This is a genomic window from Mycolicibacterium arcueilense (assembly GCF_058536225.1).
Genome location: NZ_JBZTYL010000007.1, coordinates 566,362 through 588,031 on the forward strand (window position 1 = coordinate 566,362; position 21,670 = coordinate 588,031).

21 protein-coding genes are annotated in these 21,670 nt (G+C 67.3%); 11 read left to right on the forward strand and 10 right to left on the reverse strand.

What is annotated here, in order from left to right; all coding sequences use genetic code 11:
* Positions 1-186: 186 nt before the first annotated feature.
* Genes AC4LGL_RS06875 through AC4LGL_RS06895 form a run of 5 tightly spaced genes read left to right on the forward strand, consistent with a single transcriptional unit; the run spans position 187 to position 5,149 of the window.
* Complete coding sequence (locus tag AC4LGL_RS06875; RefSeq protein ID WP_491838067.1) at positions 187-3,186, forward strand: HAMP domain-containing sensor histidine kinase; 3,000 nt, start codon at positions 187-189, stop codon at positions 3,184-3,186.
* Positions 3,183-3,590, forward strand: coding sequence for a roadblock/LC7 domain-containing protein (locus AC4LGL_RS06880; RefSeq protein ID WP_019346515.1), 408 nt, complete (start codon positions 3,183-3,185; stop codon positions 3,588-3,590). Before AC4LGL_RS06875 ends, AC4LGL_RS06880 begins: the two co-directional genes overlap by 4 nt.
* A gap of 34 nt (positions 3,591-3,624) precedes the next feature.
* Positions 3,625-3,990 (forward strand): DUF742 domain-containing protein, encoded by a 366-nt coding sequence (locus AC4LGL_RS06885; protein ID WP_082448780.1) that lies wholly within the window; start codon positions 3,625-3,627, stop codon positions 3,988-3,990.
* Positions 3,971-4,582, forward strand: a complete 612-nt coding sequence (locus AC4LGL_RS06890; protein WP_003882325.1) for a GTP-binding protein — start codon at positions 3,971-3,973, stop codon at positions 4,580-4,582. The genes AC4LGL_RS06885 and AC4LGL_RS06890 overlap by 20 nt, the downstream gene beginning before the upstream one ends.
* Before the next feature lie 3 nt (positions 4,583-4,585).
* Positions 4,586-5,149 carry a pentapeptide repeat-containing protein gene (locus AC4LGL_RS06895; RefSeq protein WP_418020357.1) on the forward strand — a complete coding sequence of 188 codons (564 nt, stop codon included), beginning with the start codon at positions 4,586-4,588 and terminating at the stop codon, positions 5,147-5,149.
* Between the two features lie 182 nt (positions 5,150-5,331).
* Here the strand turns inward: AC4LGL_RS06895 and AC4LGL_RS06900 are convergent, their stop codons facing one another.
* A complete protein-coding gene (locus AC4LGL_RS06900) occupies positions 5,332-7,995 on the reverse strand; it encodes an FHA domain-containing protein (RefSeq protein ID WP_491838068.1) in 2,664 nt (887 codons plus the stop codon).
* Between the two features lie 76 nt (positions 7,996-8,071).
* Between AC4LGL_RS06900 and AC4LGL_RS06905 the strand changes: the two genes are divergently transcribed.
* Positions 8,072-9,832 (forward strand): BamB-related PQQ repeat family beta-propellar protein, encoded by a 1,761-nt coding sequence (locus tag AC4LGL_RS06905; protein WP_491838069.1) that lies wholly within the window; start codon positions 8,072-8,074, stop codon positions 9,830-9,832.
* On the opposite strand, the gene AC4LGL_RS06910 is transcribed toward AC4LGL_RS06905, so the two are convergent.
* On the reverse strand, positions 9,829-10,713 hold the full coding sequence (locus AC4LGL_RS06910) for a diphosphate--fructose-6-phosphate 1-phosphotransferase (protein WP_491839288.1): 885 nt from the start codon (positions 10,711-10,713) through the stop codon (positions 9,829-9,831). The genes AC4LGL_RS06905 and AC4LGL_RS06910 overlap by 4 nt on opposite strands.
* A gap of 23 nt (positions 10,714-10,736) precedes the next feature.
* Positions 10,737-11,960 carry an NADH:flavin oxidoreductase gene (locus tag AC4LGL_RS06915; protein ID WP_491838070.1) on the reverse strand — a complete coding sequence of 408 codons (1,224 nt, stop codon included), beginning with the start codon at positions 11,958-11,960 and terminating at the stop codon, positions 10,737-10,739.
* A gap of 37 nt (positions 11,961-11,997) precedes the next feature.
* Here AC4LGL_RS06915 and AC4LGL_RS06920 point away from each other — a divergent pair, with 37 nt between their 5' ends.
* Both AC4LGL_RS06920 and AC4LGL_RS06925 read left to right on the forward strand, forming a co-directional pair.
* Complete coding sequence (locus tag AC4LGL_RS06920) at positions 11,998-12,849, forward strand: bifunctional methylenetetrahydrofolate dehydrogenase/methenyltetrahydrofolate cyclohydrolase (protein WP_064880194.1); 852 nt, start codon at positions 11,998-12,000, stop codon at positions 12,847-12,849.
* A complete protein-coding gene (locus tag AC4LGL_RS06925) occupies positions 12,846-13,139 on the forward strand; it encodes a DUF3017 domain-containing protein (RefSeq protein WP_055109665.1) in 294 nt (97 codons plus the stop codon). The genes AC4LGL_RS06920 and AC4LGL_RS06925 overlap by 4 nt, the downstream gene beginning before the upstream one ends.
* Here AC4LGL_RS06925 and erm read toward each other — a convergent pair.
* The 3 genes from erm to AC4LGL_RS06940 form a co-directional block, all read right to left on the reverse strand.
* A complete protein-coding gene (gene erm / locus AC4LGL_RS06930; RefSeq protein ID WP_491838071.1) occupies positions 13,136-13,876 on the reverse strand; it encodes a 23S ribosomal RNA methyltransferase Erm in 741 nt (246 codons plus the stop codon). The two genes, AC4LGL_RS06925 and erm, sit on opposite strands and share 4 nt — an antisense overlap.
* A 136-nt stretch (positions 13,877-14,012) precedes the next feature.
* Complete coding sequence (locus AC4LGL_RS06935) at positions 14,013-14,636, reverse strand: ATPase (RefSeq protein WP_491838072.1); 624 nt, start codon at positions 14,634-14,636, stop codon at positions 14,013-14,015.
* A gap of 9 nt (positions 14,637-14,645) precedes the next feature.
* Positions 14,646-14,990 (reverse strand): type II toxin-antitoxin system Phd/YefM family antitoxin, encoded by a 345-nt coding sequence (locus AC4LGL_RS06940; protein WP_491838073.1) that lies wholly within the window; start codon positions 14,988-14,990, stop codon positions 14,646-14,648.
* 104 nt (positions 14,991-15,094) lie between these two features.
* On the opposite strand from AC4LGL_RS06940, the gene AC4LGL_RS06945 reads away from it, so the two are divergent.
* A complete protein-coding gene (locus AC4LGL_RS06945) occupies positions 15,095-15,736 on the forward strand; it encodes a TetR/AcrR family transcriptional regulator (RefSeq protein ID WP_491838074.1) in 642 nt (213 codons plus the stop codon).
* Between the two features lie 80 nt (positions 15,737-15,816).
* A complete protein-coding gene (locus tag AC4LGL_RS06950; protein WP_491838075.1) occupies positions 15,817-17,364 on the forward strand; it encodes an FAD-dependent monooxygenase in 1,548 nt (515 codons plus the stop codon).
* On the opposite strand, the gene AC4LGL_RS06955 is transcribed toward AC4LGL_RS06950, so the two are convergent.
* Positions 17,354-17,773: a nuclear transport factor 2 family protein gene (locus tag AC4LGL_RS06955; protein WP_491838076.1), complete on the reverse strand. Its 420-nt coding sequence runs from the start codon at positions 17,771-17,773 to the stop codon at positions 17,354-17,356. The two genes, AC4LGL_RS06950 and AC4LGL_RS06955, sit on opposite strands and share 11 nt — an antisense overlap.
* 82 nt (positions 17,774-17,855) lie before the next feature.
* On the opposite strand from AC4LGL_RS06955, the gene AC4LGL_RS06960 reads away from it, so the two are divergent.
* The gene (locus AC4LGL_RS06960; protein ID WP_491838077.1) at positions 17,856-18,359 is read left to right on the forward strand and encodes a winged helix-turn-helix transcriptional regulator; all 504 of its coding nucleotides are present in this window, start codon (positions 17,856-17,858) and stop codon (positions 18,357-18,359) included.
* Between the two features lie 11 nt (positions 18,360-18,370).
* Here the strand turns inward: AC4LGL_RS06960 and AC4LGL_RS06965 are convergent, their stop codons facing one another.
* From AC4LGL_RS06965 to AC4LGL_RS06975, 3 genes are read right to left on the reverse strand one after another with little or no spacing between them, the layout of a single operon-like run.
* Entirely contained in the window at positions 18,371-19,096 is a 726-nt protein-coding gene (locus AC4LGL_RS06965; RefSeq protein ID WP_491838078.1) for a class I SAM-dependent methyltransferase, read from the reverse strand.
* Positions 19,093-20,223, reverse strand: coding sequence for a homoserine O-acetyltransferase MetX (metX, locus tag AC4LGL_RS06970; protein WP_491838079.1), 1,131 nt, complete (start codon positions 20,221-20,223; stop codon positions 19,093-19,095). Before metX ends, AC4LGL_RS06965 begins: the two co-directional genes overlap by 4 nt.
* A gap of 20 nt (positions 20,224-20,243) precedes the next feature.
* Positions 20,244-21,566, reverse strand: coding sequence for a bifunctional o-acetylhomoserine/o-acetylserine sulfhydrylase (locus tag AC4LGL_RS06975; RefSeq protein WP_491838080.1), 1,323 nt, complete (start codon positions 21,564-21,566; stop codon positions 20,244-20,246).
* Between the last annotated feature and the right edge of the window lie 104 nt (positions 21,567-21,670).

Here is a 21,670-nt window from a genome sequence, read left to right on the forward strand (position 1 = left end):
AGCTCGGTCACGAACTCTGTCTGTTCAGTAAGAATTGTGGAAACGCTCGCGAGCTGCTGTCATACTCGTGCAATTGCCAAGGCGTTTGACGCCCGCCCCCGCCTGGGCGGAAACAGCAGGAAGTCTTATGAATCACGCCCCACGAGTAAATTGCGGCCACGCAGCCGGTAGTGCGGTTGGGCGCCGATGACTGCCTTTACGCAGCTGAAACAGGCTGACGGCACCCTCGTCGAATTCTCCCCAGCACCATCGGCTCCGGCCAAGCGCCCTTCGCGCTGGTCGCCGGCCAACTGGCCGGTCACCCGGAAAGTCCTCGCCATCGTCCTCGTGCCACTGATCCTGGCCGCGACGTTCGGTGGCTTGCGCATCTATGCCAGTGCCAGCGCCGCCGGAGATCTCCGGCTGGCCGCCGACCGGGCCGAGTTGATTCCCGGTATCGACGACTACATGGCCGCCATGGAGGGTGTGCTCATCGCAGCTACCGAGGGTGGCGATGGGCAGGCCGCGATGTCCACTTTCAATGACCGGAAATTGGACCTGCAGCAACGTCTGGAAGCCACCGAGGTGGCCGAGGACGTCGGCCAGGCGGTGGGCAGCCTGCTCACCAAGGGGCCGGAACTGGTCGATGCCGTGATGTCGAACTCGATCGACCTCCGTCAGCGCATCCTCAACTACGGCCCGCTGCTGCTGACCGGGGAAGCTGCCATCACCGGTTCGGTGCACAGCAACCAGCAGTCGCTTCAGTCTCAGGTTGAGGCGCTGGCCCGGGCGGTCGGCGCGCGCGGCCAGATGGCCATCCAGCAGATGCTGGTCACTGCGGGCGGTGCCGAGCCGGAACCTCTGCTGCGCACCTCGATGATCACGATGGCCGGTACCGAACCGTCCACAGTCGCGGCACTGACCAAGGTTCTGGGAGGTGGCTCCGAGGAGGCGGCCACACTCCGCGCCGAGATGGTCAAGCGCATGGCGATGATGTCCAACCCGGGCGTTCCGCTCGTCGGTAACCCCGACATGCTGGCGTCGCTGCAGGCGACCGACAAGATCGCCGGGCAGATCATCGAGAACACCACCTCGGCGATTCCGGCCGCGGTCGAGGCTCAGGCCAACGACGCCCGCAACGACGCGATCCGCGACGCGATCCTGGTTGCGACCGCGATCGTCAGCGCCATGGTCATCGTTTTGCTGGTGGCCCGCTCGCTGGTGCGTCCGCTGCGGACCCTTCGGGACAGCGCCCTGCGGGTGGCCCATCAGGATCTGGCCAAGGAGATCGAACGGGTCCGCGCCGGCGGCGAGTTGGTTCCGGTCACCCCGATCCCCGTGCAGACCACCGAAGAGGTCGGCCAGGTGGCCCACGCCGTCGATGAACTGCACGAGCAGGCGGTGTTCCTCGCCGGCGAGCAGGCGCAGCTCCAGTTGCAGGTCTCCGACATGTTCGAGACGTTGTCGCGGCGCAGCCGCTCACTGGTCGATCAGCAGCTGAGCCTCATCGATCAGCTGGAACGCAACGAGGACAACCCGGAGCGCTTGGAGAGCCTGTTCCGGCTCGACCACCTGGCTGCCCGCATGCGCCGAAACGGTGCCAACCTGTTGGTGCTGTCCGGATCCAAGCTGGCCCGCGAGCACAGCCGCCCGGTCCCGCTGGCGACGGTGGTCAACGCAGCGGCCTCGGAGGTGGAGGACTACACGCGCGTCGTCACCGCCTCGGTGGCCGACGTCGAGATTGCCGGTGCCGTAGCCGGCGACTTGATCCACATGCTGGCCGAGCTGCTCGACAACGCGCTGCGCTATTCGCCGCCGATTTCGCAGGTGCGGGTGTCAGCGGTGCACGCCGCCAAGGGTGCGTTGGTGATCGAGGTCAGCGACGTCGGCCTCGGCATGACCGAGGCTGACCTGCGGGTCGCGAACACCCGTCTGCAGTCCGGCGGTGAGGTCAACCCCTACACCGCACGCCACATGGGCCTGTTCGTGGTCGGGCGACTGGCCACCCAGCACGGTTTGGTGGTGCGGCTGCGCAGCACGGTCGCCGAGGAACCGAGCTCGGGCACCACGGCAGGGGTGTACGTCCCGGCCACGCTGTTGGCCCGCGACGGCGGCGACGCCGTCGACGAGCTGCCCTATGGCATGCCCGTCGATGCCCATGCCGGGATCGCCACGGCGTTGTCGTTGGACGCCGATCCCGCCGACGCCTCGATGTTCGGGTCCGGTCTCGACGAGCCTCATGTCAACGGTGCCGATGTTCCGTTCGACCTGCTGCCTCAGCGCAGTCCGGGAGCCAGCGGTATCTCGGAGCTGCCGGGCACGCTGGCCCCCCAACCGGAATCGGAGGCCGAGGAATCGGTTGAAGAGCCCGAGGACGAACCGGTCAGCGAGTGGCCACAGCAGTGGCCGGTGCATACCGAAGAGAGTGCGGCCCTGGCCAAGGGGCAAGCGGGCGCGGCGGCGGACCTGGGTTCGGATGCAGCGGCGGACGCGGGGGCCGACACCGCGGCCGACGAAGACGCGGAGCCCGGACGACTGTCACCGACCAACACGTCGTCGTTCTTCGCCTCTCGCGGGCAAGCCGCCACGAACGGCGTCAACGGAGTCAACGGCCTCAATGGGGTCAACGGTCTCAACGGCCACAGCGGTCTGAACGGCCACAGTGACCTCAACGGTGTCAACGGTGTGCACGTACCGGATCCCGGCGAGGGAGCGGAAGAACCCGTCGAAGCGGCTCAGGCTCAGGCCGAAAGCGCAGAGGTCGAGGGCGACTCGATCTATCAGTCGATGATTTCGGAATTCGATATCGACCCGACGACGCATGTGCGCAGCGCCGACCTGGATTGGAAAACGGTCTGGGAGAAGGGCTGGTCGGTGGCCGCCGCGGCGCAGGATGCGCCCGTCGAGGAGCACACCGAGGAAGGCCTGCCCATGCGTACGCCGGGTGCCCGTCTGGTGCCGGGTGGTGTCGCTGCCGCGGTCGGGGTGGCCGGCGAGTCCAACGGTCGTCACCGCAACGGTGGAGTACACCGTAACGACGAGGGCTTCGAGACGGTAGCATCGGCAGACGAACCTGACAGCGGCATGTTCGCGGCGTTCAAACCGCGTGACCCCGAGTCTGTCCGTACGAGCACCAGCAACCTTTTCGGGGGCGTGCACGCCGGACGATCGCATGCCCGTGAGACCAGAGGAACCGATAACGAATGACCCGTCCGACGCAGCGCGACTCCCTGGACTGGCTCGTGTCCAAGTTCGCCCGCGAGGTATCCGGGGTGTCCCACGCGGTGCTGGTTTCGGCCGACGGACTGCTGATGGCTGCCAGCGAACACATGCCGGTCGAGCGGGCCGACCAGCTCGCCGCGGTCTCCTCCGGCCTGGCGAGCCTAGCCACCGGTGCCTCCCAGTTGTTCAATGGCGGTCACGTGATGCAGTCGGTGGTCGAGATGGAGAACGGCTACCTGCTGCTGATGCGGGTGGGCGACGGCTCCAACCTGGCCACCCTGACCGCCCCGTCGTGTGACATCGGGCAGGTCGGCTACGAGATGGCCATTCTGGTCGAACGGGTCGGCGCGGTGGTGCAGTCTTCGCGCCGTACGCCGCAACCGTCCTGAGTCCCCGACCCCTTCTGCCCTTCGCGAGGTGCCTGTGGACGAACCGGAAACTACTGACCGTCCGAGTCTGGTGCGGCCGTACACGCTGACGGCCGGCCGCACCGACTCGCGCGTGCACCTTCCGCTGGAAGCGCCGATACAAAAAACCGACACGACACGTGAACCGCGCTGGACTGGGCACGATGTGCGCGCACAGATCGTAGAGTTGTGCACCGGCAGTCCTTCGGTTGCCGAGATTGCCGCTCATTTATCTCTCCCGCTCGGCGTGGCGCGCGTGCTGATCGGGGACTTGGTGACGCAGGGTTATCTACGGGTGGAAGCCACCCTTGATGATTCGGCTAGCTTCGACGAACGCCGCGAATTGATTGGAAGGACCCTGCGTGGCCTACGAGCACTCTGAACCCCGCTCGGCCTCCGGCGGTGGCGCCCCCCGACGTGGGGCCGCCTCGACGAAGATCGTCATTTCTGGCGGGTTCGGGGCAGGGAAGACGACATTCGTCGGCGCGGTCTCCGAGATCATGCCGCTGCGCACAGAAGCGTTGGTCACCAACGTGTCTGAGGGCGTCGACGCCCTGGACGGAACCCCGGACAAGCGCACCACGACCGTCGCGATGGACTTCGGCCGCATCACGCTGGACGAGGATCTGGTGCTGTACCTGTTCGGCACACCCGGGCAGCGACGGTTCTGGTTCATGTGGGACGACCTGGTGCGCGGCGCGATCGGCGCCATCATCCTGGTCGACGTGCGCCGCCTGCAGGACAGCTTCGCCGCGGTCGACTTCTTCGAGGCCCGCAAGCTGCCGTTCATCGTCGCGGTGAACGAGTTCGACGACGCGCCAAAGCATCCCACCCAGGCGGTCCGCAAGGCTCTGGCGCTGCCGGAGCACATCCCGGTGGTCGCCGTGGATGCCCGCGACCGCAACTCGGCCAAGGCTGCGCTGATCGCCGTCACCGAGTACTCGTTGACGACGATGTCGGCGTTGCCCGGCTGAGGCGTGGTAGCTGACGAAACCGCCTGGGCGGACAGGGAATTCACAGGTCACGATTTCCGCGAGGAAGATCTGAGCCGGTTGCGCACCGAGCGGGTGGTGTTCACCGAGTGCAATTTCAGCGGTGTCGACATGTCCGAGTCGCAACATTTCGGCTCGGCGTTCCGCAACTGCACGTTTCGCCGCGCCACGCTGTGGCACAGCGAGTTCACCAACTGCAGCCTGCTGGGCTCGGTGTTCACCGAGTGCCGGCTGCGGCCGATCAAGATCGTGGAGTCGGATCTGACGCTGGCCGTGCTGGGCGGCTGCGATCTGCGCGGGGTCGACCTGTCGGACTGCCGGATGCGCGAGGCCAGTCTGGTCGGTGTGGACCTGCGCAAGGCGGTGCTACGGCAGGCGGACCTGACCGGCGCCCGGGTGCAGGACGCCAAGCTCGATGAGGCCGATCTGCGTGGTGCCCGCGTCGACCCCACCTTCTGGACCACTGCGAAACTGCGTGGCGCCAAGATCGACATCTCCCAGGCGCTGGCCTACTCGGCCGCCCACGGTCTCGACGTCCACGGCGGGTAGCGGGGGCTCAGCCGCGGCCTTCCGGCGCCCGCTTTGCCACGCCAGCGTGACCGTCGGCGTCGAGCGTCACGCCAGCGCGGCACCCAAATCCGCTTTGTCACTCCGGAGTGACGCCCGAGCTCGAGCGTCACTCCGGAGTGACAAAAGGTGGGCGCGACGAAGGGTTTGGACGCTGGCGAGGGCTAGGCGGATTTCAGTCGGATCCGCCAGCGGACGAACCCGGTGTAGACGATGCAGAGCAGCAACAGGATGCCGATGTTGATCAGCCACACCGACGGGGTGTGCTTCCAGTGCGAGTCGGCGGGCAGCAGCGGTGGCGGCACCAGGCGGGTCAGGTCGATGGTCGATGCTGAGGCGGCGAAGCCCCAGCGCGCCGGGGTGATCCAGGACAACTGATCCAGCACGACGCGGTCGGTCACCGGGATCATGCCGCCGGAGAACACCAGCTGGCTCATCACCGTCACCACCAGTAGCGGCATGATCTGCTCGGCCGAGCGGGCCAGTGCCGACAGCGCGAGCCCGACCATCGCCGAGGCCACACATGTCATCGAGATGTCGATGAACAATTCGAGGTTGCGGCCGCCCAGGAACGCACCTCTGTCGACAGCGCCCGGGCCCCAGCCCTTGCCGAGGATCGTGATCACCGTGACGATGGCGGACTGGATCACCGCGAACACTGCGAAGACTGCGATCTTGGCCATCAGGTACGCCGTCGTCGACAGGCCGACGGCCTGTTCACGACGGAAGATCGCCTGCTCACCGATCAGTGCGCGGATGGTCAGCGCGGTGCCCATGAAGATTGCGCCGACGTTGAGCATCACCAAGATCTGGCCCGCTTCGTTGGGCGCTTCGCCGCCTTGGACGGCCGGCACCGGCAGACCGAACCCGACATCACCGGGCACTGACAACGACAGCACACCCATGATGAACGGCAGCATCAACAGGAACGCGGTGTAGCCGCGGTCGGACACGATCAGCCGGACTTGTCGGCGGGCGATCGTGGACAGCTGGCGGAACAGGCTGGTGTGCGTCGGCTCGCCGAGGCTCTCCGGTTTCTCGGCGGGCGGTTTCGGCGGCGGGGGGCCGTGTTTGGCGAGGTACCGCTGCTTGGCTCCTTCAGGGTCGCCCGCGACGGTGCTGAAGATGTCGGCCCAGTTGGTGGTGCCGAGTTCCTCGCCGATCTCGTCCGGCGGCCCGCAGAACGCGGTCTTCCCGCCCGGCGCCAGCAGCAGCACCTGATCGCACACGTCCAGATACGTCAGGGAGTGCGTGATGACGAGCACGACGCGGCCGGCGTCGGCGAGCTGGCGCAGCATCGTCATGACCTGGCGGTCCAATGCCGGGTCCAGACCCGAGGTCGGTTCGTCGAGGATCAGCAGGGACGGGCCGGTCAGCAGTTCGAGGGCGACCGAGGCGCGTTTGCGCTGTCCGCCGGACAGCTTTTCGACCCGGGTGTCGAGATGTTTGGTCATCTCGAGTTCTTCGAGCACCTGCATGACGACCTGTTCGCGGTCGGCTTTGGTGGTGTCTGGCGGCAGTCGCAGTTCGGCGGCGTACATGAGGGCCTGCCGGACGGTGAGCTGGCCGTGCACGACATCGTCCTGCGGCACCATGCCGATGCGGGATCGCAGCGAGGCGTACTCGGCGTGGACGTCGTGGCCCTCGAACGTGACCGTGCCGCTGGTCGGATGGGTCAGGCCGGCGACCTGCCGGGCGAACGTCGACTTGCCCGCGCCCGACGGACCGATGACGGCGGTCAGCATGCCGGGTCGTGCGTCGAGCGAGATGTTCTCGAGCAGCGTCTTGTTGCCCTCGATCGTCCATGTCAGGGCCCGGACCTCGAGGCCCCCGGTGCGGGTGTCGGCCTCGGTCTCGCTGCGGCGCACGAGGGTGCCGCCGGAGAACACCAGGTCGACGTTGCCGATGGTGACCACGTCGCCGTCGTGCAGGATCGCGGAGTCCACGCGGGCGCCGTTGACGAACGTGCCGTTGATGCTGCGCTCATCGCGGATCGCGGTGCCGCCGGTCATCGGGATCAACGTGGCGTGATGCCGCGAGGCCAGCACATCGGGGATGACGATGTCGTTGTCGGTTTCACGGCCGATCTTCACCGCGCCTGCCGGTGCCGGGCTGGGGCGTCCGGGGCGCAGGATCTTGAGCATGCTGGTCGCGATGTTGCCGCCGGACTCACTGCTGCCGCGGGCCGAGGCGGCAGCCGGCCCCATCGTCGTCGGCGCCGCGCCCGGGTTCGAGTTGCGAACGGGTGGGGGCTGATAGGCCTGTGGACCGCTGGGGTGGCCGGTCTGCGGGCCACTCGGGTAGCCGGATTGTGGGCCGCTCGGGTAACCGCCCTGTGGACCGCTGGGATACCCACCGGTGGGCGGGGCCGGGTAGCGAGGTTGCGGGCCGGACGAGTAACCGGGCCGCTGGGCCGCGGGTGGCTGGCCGTACTGCTGCCGCCCGGGTGCGGCCTGGGTGGGCCAGGCGCCACTGGGCCGGTTCGCGATCGGTACTGCTGCTGTCGGCGTGCGGCCGACGGACCCCTCCTGGACCCGGCCGACCTCGAAGGTCAGCTGTGGTCCGTCCGGGTTGCCGATGTTGACGACCTGGCCGTCATGGATGTCGAGCGTGGGCACCCGGCGGCCGTTGGCGTACATGCCGTTGAGGCTGCCGTTGTCGATCGCGACCCATCGACCTTGGTCGAAGCGCAGCACCAGGTGGGCACGCGAGATCAGCGGGTGGGCGATGCGGACGTCGGCGCGGAGGTCTCGGCCGATGACGACATCGTTGCCCGGGGCAAAGGTACGGGTCGACCCGTCGTAACGAACGGTCAGCGCAGGGCTCATCGCGCTCAACTCTATCGGTTGTTCTCACCGGGGCTGGGCCGTTGCGGCGGTGTGGCGGCGTGTGACGATGGCACGCATGGGTTCTGAAGGGGCGCAGAAGGCGGCCGGGCGGGTACTCGGTGCGCTGCGGCAGGTGGGCACCGTGCTGGCCGGTGCGGCAGCGGTGTGGTTGGTGTGGGCCTTGGCGCTGAGCGCCTGGGCGCGGCTGGTTGCGCCGCGCAGTGCAGGTGAGAGCGCCTGGTACGTGTCCGGTATGCACCGCTGGGGCGACGCGTTGCCGAATCGGATGGCGCTGGTGGTGACCGTGATCGCGGTGGTGTTGATCGCGGCGATGGCCTACAGCGTCTGGCGCGGACGCACCGACCGTGATCTGGCGGCCACCCCGGCGGGTGCCGCGGGTGTGGCGGCGATACTGGTCATCGCCTACATCAGCCAGGGCATCCCGGCGTTCTACCACCGGGTGATGGACAGCGCCCCGGTCACCACGGCGTTGCCTCTCGGCGCGGCGTCGTGGTGGTTGTGCCTGGCCGGCGCGGCGGCGACGTTCCTGGCCGCGCGGGCCTTCCCGCGGTTGGAACGGGGCTCGGTGAAGTTGCTGGCGGTCGGTGCAGCGATCGCCGTCGTGGTTGCCGCGGTGGTGACCGCGGGCGCCTTCCGCGCCGGTGACGACGGGCGATTCGTCGACTCGTCGACGGCAGCAGCTACCGATGTGCCCGCGATTCCCACTGCGTTGGGGAAGCGGACGTTCACCGTGTCGGTGCCTGACGCGTTCGCCGACAAAGACGTGTCGGTATACGACATCGATTCGGCCGGAGCCGGTTTCGCCGTGTATCAGCACGGCCGCATCACGGGTTACGGTTCCGACGGCAAGGAGCGCTGGCACTACGCGCGTACCGGGCCGGCGGAGATAGCCGTCAGCGGAATGCGGGTGGTCGACAACGGCGCCACGGTGGTGGCGTTCATCGATGGTGGCCTGGTCGGTCTGGATGCAGTCACCGGTGCGCAGCTTTGGGCCAGCGGCGATGAAGCCCTGGGCGCGGCGGTCCGTGGGCGTTATCGCGCCGCGACCGGTCCGTTCATCGTCGGGTGGAACGACGAGCGCATCTGGTCCCGGTACGACAGCCGGACCGGCCGCGTGTTGTGGAGCGTGCCCGCTCCCCATCTCGGTTGCGCCATCACCGAACCCATCGTGACGGCCTCCGGCGTGGTGTCGACCGTCCAATGTGAGGACGGCAAGGTCTGGTTGAGCGTGCTCGATCCCGAAACCGGACAAATCGGTTGGGACACAGTGCTGACGGAGCAAAAGGTCGACCCGAAGGCGCCGATCGATCAGCGCTACCTCCAGATCGCGGCCCGCCCGGCCAATGGCATTGGAGTCTTCGTTTCCATGCTGGGATCCGGAACACCCGCGGATGTCAGGTATGCCGATATCGTTCACCGCACCGTCAGCCCATTGCCGGCGGACGCACGTCTGGCCGAATCCTATGGCCCCAGTGATGATTTCGTGGTGTGGTATCTCGATGATCGGGCGACTCGGCTGACCCTGTTCGGTGCTGACGGTCGGCAACTGTGCCAGCTCCCCGATGGCGTTGAGCCGGCCCGCTCGACCGTGCCGAGTCGGCGCGTCGATCAACCTGCCTACGTGGCGTTCCCCGGCACCCTGGTCCTCGCCGACCGGGGTGCCGGGGGATCACTGCGCGCCTTCGACGCGAAGACGTGTGCCCAGACCGCAACGGTGCCGGCTCAATCGGTGGAGGGCCTCGTCCCGTCCCCGGGTGCGGTGCTGGTTCTGCGGGCCGAGGGGAAGACGCTGCAGATCGACGGGTACACCGCCTAAGCGGGTGTCTCGGCCAGCGCCGGCACGGCTTCTGCCGGGTAGCGGTCCTGGGCGTCCCAGACGTCCCAGGTCTGCACGGCCCAGAACACCGCGAAAAGCACGATGAGGATGAGTTCGACGGTGATGACGCCGAAATGCCATCCCAGGATCAGCAACACGACGCCGGCCACCACGGTGACGAGCATCAGCGCGGCGATGGTCGCGTAGAACCGGGCCAGGTGCTGGCGCACGGCGGCCCGCGCGTAGCACGCGTGGTAGACCGCGACGAGCGTGATGGCCAGGAACATCGCCACCGCGGCGATGACGTGTGCGTGTTCGGCGAACCAGTCCCACAGCATCAGTGGGGCACCGGCGATGGAGATGACCAACAGCGCTGTCGGGAGCCACTTTTCGACCCGTAGCAGCGCGGTCGCGACGGTCTTCCACAGGGTGGCGGCCTCGGCGCAGGACGGTTCGGACGGCACGGGCGGCACTTGCGGGCGACGCCAGCGACCGAGCGCCAGGTACATCCCGGTGCCGACGGCGACGGCCACGAACAACGCGGCGACATTGTTGGCGACGCCGCCGAACGGGTCGCTGACGGTGGGAAGCCATGGCCGACACAGGTCGTCGCCGGGGCCGGTGGGTACCAGCGCGACGATGAACGCCATGAAGCCGGAGTAGTTCAGCAGAGCGTCCTCACCCACCCGGCTGCCCTTGTAGGCGATCAGGCAGATGCCGATCGCGCACAGGGAAGCCAGGAACACCGCGTGGGTCCGGGTGTAGAAGAACGCGCTGATGGACCCCTGCGGGCAGGTGTGTGCCCAGGTCAATGCCAGCGAGGTCAACAGGAACACCACCAGCGCCACCAGGCCGACCCGCACGTAGCGGTAGGTCACCATGGTGTCGCTGACGGCGTCTGTGCTCACCTCACGAGTGTGTCCGGGGCTCCCGTCACCACGCAATGGGTGTGGCTGTAGATCGTCGGCATGCACTCGTTGCAGTGTGTGCAAAGCGATTTGACCGAACCCTTTTCGTCCTCTGCCTTGATCCGGTTGAGCAGGTCCGGCTCGGCGAGCAGCGCGCGGCCCATCGCGACGAAGTCGAAGCCCGCCGCCATCGCCCGGTCCATGGTCTCCCGGTTGGTGATGCCGCCCAGCAGGATGATGGGCATGGTCAGCTCGGCGCGGAACTTCTCGGCGTCGCGCATCAGATACGCCTCGTGGTACGGGTATTCGCGGAAGAACTTGTTGCCGCTCATCCGGATGCCCCAGCTGATCGGCGGCTTGAAGTTCGCCGCGAACTCCTTGACCGGAGCGCCGCCGCGGAACAGGTACATCGGGTTGACCAGCGAGCTGCCTGCGGTGAGCTCGATGGCGTCCAGCCCGCCGTCCTCCTCGAGCCACTTCGCGGTCTGCAGCGACTCGTCCATCGGGATGCCGCCGCGGATGCCGTCGCTCATGTTGAGCTTGGCGACGACGGCGATCTTCCGGTCGCCGTGTTTGTCGACGGCGTCGCGGACCGCGCGCACCACACCGCGGGCCACCTTTGCCCGGTTCTCCAGCGAACCGCCGAACTCGTCGGTGCGCCGGTTGATCAGTGGGGACAGGAACGAGCTGGCCAGATAGTTGTGGCCGAGGTGAACCTCGACCGCGTCGAATCCGGCGTCGATGGCCAGCCGTGCGGCATTGGCGTGCGCTTCGGTGACATCGCGGATGTCGTCGATCGAGGCCTTCTTGGCGAACCGCATCGACAGCGGGTTGAAGAACCGCACCGGCGCCAGTGCCTTGGCCTTGTTGGTGCGTGAGTTGGCGACCGGCCCGGCGTGGCCGATCTGGGCACTGATGGCCGCACCCTCGGCGTGGATGGTCTCGGTGAGTTTGGTGAGTCCGGGCACGGCCTCGGGCCGCATCCAGATCTGCCAGCCGTCGGTGCGGCCGCCGGGGGAGACCGCGCAGTACGCGACGGTGGTCATGCCGACGCCGCCGGCCGCGGGCAGCCGGTGGTAGTTGATCAAATCATCGGTGACCAGCGCATTGGGTGTGGATGCTTCGAAGGTGGCGGCCTTGATGATGCGGTTGCGCAGCGTCACCGGGCCGAGCTTGGCCTCACTGAATACGTCAGTGAACACATTGGGCTGGGTGTTCATATGCTGAGCCTGCCACGCGGCTGACACAATGGCACCCGTGGGTTCCATTGTGTTGGACGGTAAGGCCACGCGCGACGAGATCTTCGTTGATCTCAAGCAGCGCGTCGCGAAATTGACCGAAGCGGGCCGGACGCCCGGGCTCGGAACCGTGTTGGTCGGTGACGACCCCGGTTCGCAGGCTTACGTGCGCGGCAAGCATGCCGACTGCGCCAAGGTCGGGATCAACTCGATCCGCCGCGACCTGCCTGCCGACATCACCCAGGCGCAGCTCGACGAGACCATCGACGAGCTCAACGCCAACCCGGAGTGCACGGGCTACATCGTGCAGCTGCCGCTGCCGAAGCATCTGGACGAGAACGCCGCGTTGGAGCGCATCGATCCGGCCAAGGACGCCGACGGTCTGCATCCGACCAACCTGGGCCGGCTCGTGCTGGGCAAGGAAGCGGCTCTTCCCTGTACGCCGCGCGGCATCGTGCACCTGCTGCGGCGGTTCGACGTGCCGATCGCGGGGGCGCATGTCGTGGTGATCGGGCGCGGGGTGACAGTCGGCCGGCCGATGGGCCTGTTGCTCACCCGGCGTTCGGAGAACGCCACGGTCACGCTGTGCCACACGGGTACCCGCGATCTGCCTGCTCTGACGCGGCAGGCTGACATCATCATCGCCGCGGTCGGGGTGCCGCACATGGTGACCGCCGACATGGTCAAGCCCGGTGCCGCCGTCGTCGACGTCGGTGTGAGCCGGGTGGACGGCAAGCTCACCGGTGACGTCGCGCCTGACGTCTGGGACGTCGCCGGGCACGTGTCACCCAACCCGGGCGGGGTGGGGCCCCTGACGCGGGCGTTCCTGCTGACCAACGTCGTCGAGGCCGAAGAGTCGAAACTGGCGTGACAGTGAACGAGTTCGTCCGCAAGGTGTTCGCCGGCCAGTGGCCGATCCTGGTGGTCGGGCTGATCTTCATCGCGGCCTTCGCCTTGGTGGTGGCGGGCTATTGGCGCCGCGGCGCGCTGGTGATCGGGATCGGCGTGGGCGCGGCGGCAGCGCTGCGGCTGGCCCTGACCGATGACCGGGCCGGGCTCCTGGTGGTGCGTTCGCGGACCATCGACTTCACGACCACCGCGACGGTGAGTGCCATCGTGCTCTACATCGCCTGGACCATCGACCCGCTCGGCACCAGCTAGCTGACCGCTGCGAACAACGCCGCCCATTGCGGTGCGGACAGATCTCGTGGAAGTGCCGACGGGTGAATTCCATTGGCCTGCAACCACCGCCGGTCTACACGCTGTCGCAGAATTTGCGCCAGGCCGCGACCCCGTCCGGTGAACACCTCGTGTGCCAGTGCCTGATACCGGCGACGGTCGGCCGGTGGGACCAGGGGTTCACCGCGGCGTCTGATCGTCAGCAGGCCGGCATCCACTCCGGGCCTTGGACGGAACGCGTCCGCGGACACCTTTCGTGCCAAACCGAATTCGAACCATGGCCACCACTGCGCGGTCATCATGGTGGCGCCGCCCACGGCGGCCCGTCGCCGGGCCACCTCCCACTGCATCAGCAGTACGGCATCGGTCCATCCCGGGCCGTGCAGCAGGCGCCGGAGGATGGCAGTGGTGAGATGAAACGGAAGATTGCCCACCACGACATGAGGTACCGATGGCAGTCGGTACCGCAGGAAGTCGATTTCGACCACCTCGGCAGTGGTTCGGGCCGCCAGTCGGCCGGCTCGCCGAGGGTCGATCTCGATGGCGGTCAGCTGTCGGTTCAGCCGTTGCAGCGGCAGGGTCAGTGCCCCGTCTCCGGCGCCGATCTCGACAATGGGACCTGTTGTGTGCGAGACGATTTTGACGATATTGGCGACCACTCGTCGGTCGCACAGGAAATTCTGGCCGTATTCGTGCCGGCCGTGATGAGGTGAAGACACGGACACTCCGCGATCGCAGGGGCAAGACGCTGCTGCGGCGGATGTTTAGAGGAAGTGCAGATCCGCCGCTAGGTGATGCGCAAGCGGATGTAGGTCACTGACATGGCCAACACGGTAGGTGCGCCGGCCCAGGTGCTCAACCCAATTTCAGTGCAGCCGCCACGATCGGCTTGGCCCATTCCGGCGTGTTCGACAGATCGGCCGGCCCGACGATCTCGCCGTGGGCCACATGCAGCACCAGGACCGGCAGCGGGGCGTGCTCACCGGCTGGATCGGCGTCGGCAGAGTTGTCGTAGACGCGGAGTTCGGTGACCACCGGGAGCAACTGCACGAGGTTCTGCCTGCTGTGTCGCCACCGGCGCCGGATCGAGGATTCCGGGATGTCATGACCGCCGGTGCCCACCCGGTGCCGTACCCGCTCGATGTGCAGCTCGGGGGAGGCCAGCCCGACGTACCAGATCCGCACTTCGAACCCTTCGGCGGTGGCTTCGGTCAACAGGCGGGGGATGGTGCTGCCGGCGAGGGTGGATTCGATGGCCAGGTCGAGCTTTTCGGCGATGGCGCGTTCCAGTAGCCGCTTGCCCTGATGCCAGGCCAGGCTGTTGGCACGGGTCTGGTCGAGCTCGGAATTGGCGGCCCTCAGCTGGCGAGCGGCTTCGTCGGGGTTGAAGTAGTCGCCTCCGAAAGAGCGGATGGTGGCACCGCCGATGCTGCTCTTGCCGGCGCCGTTGACCCCGGCAAGGACGTAGATGCAAGGCACCTGACGGGCTCAGCCTCGTTGTGCCGATTGCGCTGCGGCGCCCAGCTGCTCGGGTGTGGCGTCGAAGGCAGCGCCCACGGCTGCCTTGGATTCCGGCGTCTGCATGCGTTCCAGCAGGGTGTCGAACTCCTCGGTCAGCTCGTCGAGGGCCGGGGCGTTGGCGCGGGTGAGCGCCTCGAACTCGGCGTAGGAGACGAGCACCGCCTTGGGGGCATTGTGTTTGGTGATCGTGACGGCGCCGCCGAGGGCGGCCTGTTCGACGATCGCGGCGAACTCGTTCTTGAACCGGGTGGCCGCGACGGAGGGCACATCGACGAGCTCGCCGGCGCGGTTGCGGAAAGTCAGCGTAGCCATATGGCCATTTTAGCCATTTTGGCTATTTCAGCCACCGGCAATTCTCAGGAAATGCCCAGTAGGCAATATTGCCCAGTGGGCACTAATTGTTCTACAGTGGTGGCATGGAACCGGGACTGCGGGAACGCAAGAAGCTCGACACCCGACGGGCGCTGAGCGATGCGGCGTTGACGTTGGCTTTCGAGCGCGGGCTGGAGAACGTCACCCGCGAAGACATCGCCAATCTCGCCGGGGTCTCGGTGCGCACCTTCACCAACTACTTCGCCGGCAAGTACGACGCGCTGGCGTACCGGCAGCAGGAACGCTTGCGTCGCAGCATCGACCTGCTGAGATCCCGGCCGGCCGACGAACCACTGTGGACCGCCATCACCGAGTCCGTGATTAATCCGGTGGACGCCGATATGTCCGACGTCTACGGTGCGGAGAGCGTGCTGCCGACCCGCCGGCAGCTGGCCGAGGTCCGAAAACTGCTGATGATCCCAGAGATACGCGATGCGACCTTCCGGGGGATGTCCGACGAGTGGGTGACGGCGATCGCCGAACGGACCGGCACCGACCCGGAACGTGACATGTATCCGCGGCTGGTGGCCGCCGTGGTGCGTGCGGTCGGCGATGTTGCGATGGACGAGTACGGGATCGCCGATCCGCCAGTGTCTTTCACGTCACTACTGCGCAAAGGGTTCGCGGCGGTCGCCGCGGGTCTACCTGAACCGGGAAGCCAATCGCCACCGCCGATTTCTACCTGAGGGTTGTCGTGGCGGTCGAACAACAGCCCTGGCGTAGGAACCGACGCACACAGGGTGCCAAACAAGTACGGAGGGGACTCATGAACGAGAACAAGGTGGACGTCGTCATCTCCGGCGCCGGCCCCAACGGTCTGCTGGTGGCCGGTGAGTTGGCCCTGGCCGGGGTGCGGCCGGTGGTGTTGGAGCAGTTGCCGGAGCCCAGCGAGGAGCTCAAGGCCAACGGCATTGTCGGGCAGGCCAACCGCGTGCTCGATCTGCGGGGTCTGTACCGGACGCTCAGTGGTTCGGACGCGGCCCCGGAGCCGATGGGGGGCTACATCTTTGCGGGCATGCAGGTGCCGTTCGTCGATGTGGTCGACAACCCGATGTACGGCATGCTGATTCAACAGCCCAAGGTCGTGCGCCAACTGGTCGACTGGGTGCAGGGCCTTGGGGTCGAGATCCGGTGGGGGCATGAGTTCGTCGATCTCCGGCAGGAATCCGATGGCATCACCGTGGAGGTCGCCGCGCCCGCGGGTAACTACCGGCTGGCGACCACCTATCTCGTCGGCGCCGACGGGGGCCGCAGTCCGGTCAGGAAGAAGGCAGGCATCGAATTCCCCGGGCTGACCACCGAGATGGTCGCGAGGGTGGCCCACATCAGCCTGCCGGATGAGTTGCGCGCGGGCTACGGCCAACTGAACATCCCTGGTATCGGACGAATCCCCTTCGGACACAATCGCTTCGACGATGGAGTGCTGATCTACGCCGAGTTCCAGGAGGGCCGGTCGATGCTGGGGACCATCGAGTACGGCTCCGTCCTGCCGGAGGGCGCACCGGAGCTGACGATCGACGAGTTGCGCGCGAGCGTGAGGCGAGTGGTCGGTGCCGATCTGCCGATCGAACCCCCGGACGGACCGGGACCGCATGCTCTGCGCCGCATCAACGGCCAGAACACCCGTCAGGCCGAGCAGTACCGCGCGGGCAACGTCTTCCTGGTGGGAGATGCCGCCCACGTGCATTCGGCGATGGGCGGTCCTGGTCTGAACCTGGGACTGCAGGACGCGATGAACCTCGGCTGGAAACTGGCTGCCACAGTGCAGGGCTGGGCGCCTGACGGCTTGCTGGACAGCTATCACAGTGAGCGCTGGCCGGCCGGGCAGCGGGTGATGATGCACTCGATGGCCCAGGCCGCGCTGATGGCCTCCGGGCCCGAAGTCACCGCACTGCGACAGCTTTTCGGCGAGCTCCTGGCCACGCCGGACGGTGCGGCGCACATCGCCGGAGTCCTGGCCGGGTCGGATGTCCGTTACGACGTCGACGACGAGCACCGGCTGTCCGGATACTTCGTGCCTGATTTCGTTCTGGACGACGGTCGCCGGGTTGCCGAGTTGCTGCAGTCGGGGAGGCCGATGTTGCTCGACCTGTCCGGCGGCGCCTGCGCCGACGGGGTCGAGGGCTGGCGCGACCGGCTGGACGTGACGGTGGCGACCGCAGAAGGCGCGCCCGCCGCGTTCCTGCTGATCCGGCCTGACGGCTATGTCGCCTGGGCGGCAGACGATTTCGAAGAGCGCGACCAGGACCGACTACGTGGCGCGCTGCAGCGTTGGGTCGGACCGGAGGCGGAACCGGACGCGCTCAGCGCCTGAGGGCGCGGCGCAGGACGGCGGGGTGGCGGGCGATCTTCGGTCCGAGCAGGAGTGCGAATACCGTGGTCGCGAGCCACGGCCGCAGGTGCGGGCGCAGCCGCCGAATCTGGCCGGTGTCGTCGAGTTCGAGCACCAGTGCGTCGGTGATGGTGACGCCCGCGACCCGGCCTTCGCTGACGGCCACGCGAATCTGTCCCTCGCCGATCGGTTCCTGCCACGACAGTTGCCGCAGGCCGCCGTACACCGCGGTGAGCAGCGAGCGGAGATCGTCGTGTCCGCGGAACACCATCCGGCCGGACAACGGCGAGATGAGTTCCGCGTCTGGGGCCAGCGTGGCCATCACTCGGTCGATGTCGTTGGTGCGGGTGGCCTCGCAGAACGCGTTGACCGAGTCTGTCGTCGTTGTCATCGCCCCATCCTTCAGTCACTTGTGAATTGCAACCCACCCTAATCTCTGTTCATTGCAATTCGCAATGGACTACGGTTCGGGTGTGCCCAAACAGTCCTTCGGCGATATCGCGTGCTCGATTGCGCGCGCGGTCGACGTGGTCGGGCAACGCTGGACCCCGTTGATCCTGCGTGACCTGTTCGCGGGGTTGACGCGGTTCGAGGACATCCGCCGCGACCTCGGTATCGCGTCGAACATCCTGGCCGCGCGTCTCGACGAACTCGAAGGCCACGGAGTCGTGGAACGACGGCAGTATCAGAGCGCGCCGGCGCGGTACGAATACCTGCTCACCGACAAAGGTCGCGACCTCTACCCGGTGATCGCAACGCTGCTGGCGTGGGGGGACAAGTGGCAGGCCGGGTCGGATGGGCCGCCGGCCCTGCTCGTTCACACTGAATGTGGTTGTGTCACAACAGCGAAGACGGTATGTGCCCAGTGCGGCGGCGAACTCAGCGCCGACACCACCACCGCCACGGCCGGTCCGGGTGCGCGGCCCGGCCCGGGTACCGCCGTCATCGGCGAGTTCATCATGGGCCGCGACGCCTAGTTCGGTTGTCCTCAGGCAAGTGTGGCCCGGATACCGATCGTGACGTAGGGCAGTGCCAGGCCCGATGAATGGGCCAGCGCCGGGTGGGTGGACAGCAGTTCGCGGACCTGCTCCAGCGTCTGGGTGCGCACCCGCTCCGGTGAGGTGATGCAGTAGCTGCGCGACGCCACCAGATCGATGAGCGCCTGGGGCGTCAGATAACTCGTCCACTCCACCTGGTGACGTTCGATCCCGCCGAACGGTTCACCCAGTGCCACCTCGCTGTTGGGATCATGTTCGGGTCCGATGATCCGTCCCAGATCCTTGACCCAGCCCGACCGCTCGTCGCGGGTGTTCCACACCAGCCCCAGCCGACCGCCCGGGCGCAGCACCCGGCTGACTTCCTTGACCGCCCGTTTCGGGTCGAACCAGTGCCACGCCTGGGCCACCAGTACCGCGTCGACGCTGTTGTCGGCCAGTGGGATCTCCTCGGCGGTACCGAGCAGTGCCGGGGTGTCGGGCAACGAGTTGGACAGCAGCTCAAGCATTTCCGGAATGGGGTCGACGGCGATGACGTCCAGTCCGCGCTCGACGAGCCGGGTGGTCAGCTTGCCGGTACCTGCGCCCAGATCCAGCACGTCGTGGGCGCCCTCGGGCAGCAGCCAGTCGATCGCCTCCGGCGGATACGACGGCCGGCCGCGTTCGTAGGCTGCGGCCTCAGAGCCGAAGGACAGGGAACGCGCCTTGGGTGAGCTCACCGCTGTGCCAGCTCCAGTGTGCGGCGGATCAATTTGCCCACCACCTCCGTCTCGACCAGGAAGCCGTCGTGGCCGAACGCCGAGTCGACCACGTCGAGGCCGTTGCAACCCGGCAGCAACTCGGCCAGTTCCTGTTGCAGCCGGATGGGGTAGAGCCGGTCGGAGGTGATCCCGCCGACGATGACGGGCACCGGACAACTGTGCAGTGCGCTGGCGACTCCGTCGCGGCCGCGGCCCACATCGTGGGTGGACAGCGCATCCGAGAGGGTCACATAGGTGCCAGGGTCGAATCGGCGGGCCAGCTTGCCGCCCTGGTACTCGAGGTAGCTCTGCACCCCGTAACGTCCCCCGTCGGTCGGGTCCTCGTCGCCCTGGGCGTCGTTGCCGAAGCGGTCGTCGAGTTCCTCTTCACCGCGATAGGTCAGGTGCGCGAAGCGCCGGGCGATCTCCATGCCGGCCGATGGTGACCGGCCGGTGCCGTAGTAGTCACCGCCCTGCCAGTCCGGATCGGCCTTGATCGCGGCCACCTGGGTGCTCTGGGTGCCGATCTGATCGGCGGTCGCGCGGGCCCCGACGGCCAGTACCAGCCCGGCCCGAACCTCGTCGGGATGCCCGACGAGCCATTCCAGCGCTCGGGCCCCGCCCATCGACCCGCCGACGACCGCGGCCACCTCGGTGATGCCGAGGGCGGCCAGTGCAGCCCGGTCGGCCTCGACCTGGTCGCGGATCGTGATCTGGGGAAACCGTGAGCCCCATGGCTTTCCGTCGGGGGCAAGGGAACCCGGTCCGGTCGAGCCCTGGCAGCCGCCGAGCACGTTGGTCGAGATCGCGCACCACTGGTCGGTATCGATCGGGGCGCCCGGTCCGGCCACCCCGTCCCACCAACCAGCGGTCGGATGGCCGTCGCCGGCCGGTCCGGTGACATGGGAGTCGCCGGTCAGCGCGTGCAGCACCATCACCACGTTGTCGCGTGCGGGAGACAGCTCGCCCCAGCGCTGCACGGCGATCGACACGTCGGGCAGGACGGTGCCGCTCTCCAGCGTCAGGGCACCGATGTGCACCACGCTGATCTCGCCTTCGGCAGGCAACGGGACGGTGGACACGGCGGGTTCTTCGGTGATCGTCATGCCGGTCTTCTCTCGCCGTCCTACACCGTCGCCGCAGTCTGCGCGACGCCGCTGAACGGACGGGCGGCGGCGAATCCCTGCTCCAGGTCGGCCAGGATGTCGTCGATGCCCTCGATACCGACGGCCAGCCGCACCAGCCCGGGGGTCACGCCGGTGGACAGCTGCTCCTCGGGGGAGAGCTGTGCGTGTGTGGTCGAGGCGGGGTGGATCACCAGCGAGCGCACATCACCGATGTTGGCGACGTGGCTGTGCAACGTGAGGGCGTTGACGAACGCCTTGCCCGCTTCCACGCCGCCCGCCAGCTCGAATGCCAGCACCGCGCCGGTGCCCTTGGGCGCCAGCTTCTGACCCTGCTCATACCAGGGCGAGGTGGGGAGTCCGGCGTAATTCACCGAGGTGACGCCGGAGTGCCCGGACAGGTACTCGGCGACCTTCTGCGCATTGGCCACGTGGCGTTCAACACGCAGCGACAGCGTTTCCAATCCCTGCGCAATCAAAAAGGCGTTGAAAGGTGACAGGGCGCTGCCCAGATCGCGCAGCAGCTGCACCCTCGCCTTGAGGGCGTAGGCCGGAGCGCCGAGCTCGGCGAAGATCACGCCGTGGTAGCTGGGGTCCGGCTCGGTGAATCCCGGAAAGCGTCCGTTGGTCCAGTCGAAGTTGCCGCTGTCGACGATCACGCCGGCAATCGCCGAACCGTGTCCGCCCAGGTACTTGGTGGCCGAGTGCACCACGATGTCGGCGCCGAGTGCGATGGGCTGGATCAGGTAGGGCGTGGCGATCGTGTTGTCGACGATCAGCGGGACACCGTTCTCGTGTGCCACGGCGGATACGCCGGGGATGTCGAGCACATCGATCTGGGGGTTGGAGATGGTCTCGGCGAAGAAGGCCTTGGTGTTCGGCCGGACGGCCGCGCGCCATGAGTCGGGAGCATCAGGGTCTTTGACGAAGCTGACCTCGATGCCGAGCTTGGGCAGCGTGTAGTGGAACAGGTTGTACGTACCGCCGTACAGGCGGGGGCTCGACACGATGTGGTCACCGGTGCCGGCCAGGTTGAGGATGGCGAATGTTGCGGCGGCCTGGCCCGAGGACAGCAGCAGGGCAGCGACGCCGCCTTCGAGCGCGGCGATGCGCTGCTCGACCACGTCGGTCGTGGGATTCATGATCCGGGTGTAGATGTTGCCCGGCTCGGCCAGTCCGAACAGGGCGGCGGCGTGGTCGGTGTCGCGGAACGTGTACGACGTGGTCTGGTAGATCGGCAGGGCCCGGGCGTTGGTGGCGCTGTCCGGCGTCTGCCCCGCATGGATCTGCTTGGTCTCGAATGACCAGTTCTCGGCGGTTGTCATGGCTTGGTGTCTCCTCCGGTGAGGGGATGAGGAAGGTAGGGGTGTGGTCGGCTACTGGGAGTCGCGCCTGTCGTCGGCGACGACAGGCAGCAGACACCAACAAT

What these genes read in the sequence shown, in the direction of transcription:
- metX (WP_491838079.1), bottom strand. Translation starts at nt 20,223, where the DNA reads ATGACGATCACCGAAGAACCCGCCGTGTCCACCGTCCCGTTGCCTGCC.
- AC4LGL_RS06875 (WP_491838067.1), top strand. Translation starts at nt 187, where the DNA reads ATGACTGCCTTTACGCAGCTGAAACAGGCTGACGGCACCCTCGTCGAA.
- AC4LGL_RS06915 (WP_491838070.1), bottom strand. Translation starts at nt 11,960, where the DNA reads ATGAACACCCAGCCCAATGTGTTCACTGACGTATTCAGTGAGGCCAAG.
- AC4LGL_RS06905 (WP_491838069.1), top strand. Translation starts at nt 8,072, where the DNA reads ATGGGTTCTGAAGGGGCGCAGAAGGCGGCCGGGCGGGTACTCGGTGCG.
- AC4LGL_RS06900 (WP_491838068.1), bottom strand. Translation starts at nt 7,995, where the DNA reads ATGAGCCCTGCGCTGACCGTTCGTTACGACGGGTCGACCCGTACCTTT.
- AC4LGL_RS06950 (WP_491838075.1), top strand. Translation starts at nt 15,817, where the DNA reads ATGAACGAGAACAAGGTGGACGTCGTCATCTCCGGCGCCGGCCCCAAC.
- AC4LGL_RS06940 (WP_491838073.1), bottom strand. Translation starts at nt 14,990, where the DNA reads ATGGCTACGCTGACTTTCCGCAACCGCGCCGGCGAGCTCGTCGATGTG.
- AC4LGL_RS06880 (WP_019346515.1), top strand. Translation starts at nt 3,183, where the DNA reads ATGACCCGTCCGACGCAGCGCGACTCCCTGGACTGGCTCGTGTCCAAG.
- AC4LGL_RS06975 (WP_491838080.1), bottom strand. Translation starts at nt 21,566, where the DNA reads ATGACAACCGCCGAGAACTGGTCATTCGAGACCAAGCAGATCCATGCG.
- AC4LGL_RS06945 (WP_491838074.1), top strand. Translation starts at nt 15,095, where the DNA reads ATGGAACCGGGACTGCGGGAACGCAAGAAGCTCGACACCCGACGGGCG.
- AC4LGL_RS06910 (WP_491839288.1), bottom strand. Translation starts at nt 10,713, where the DNA reads ATGGTGACCTACCGCTACGTGCGGGTCGGCCTGGTGGCGCTGGTGGTG.
- AC4LGL_RS06955 (WP_491838076.1), bottom strand. Translation starts at nt 17,773, where the DNA reads ATGACAACGACGACAGACTCGGTCAACGCGTTCTGCGAGGCCACCCGC.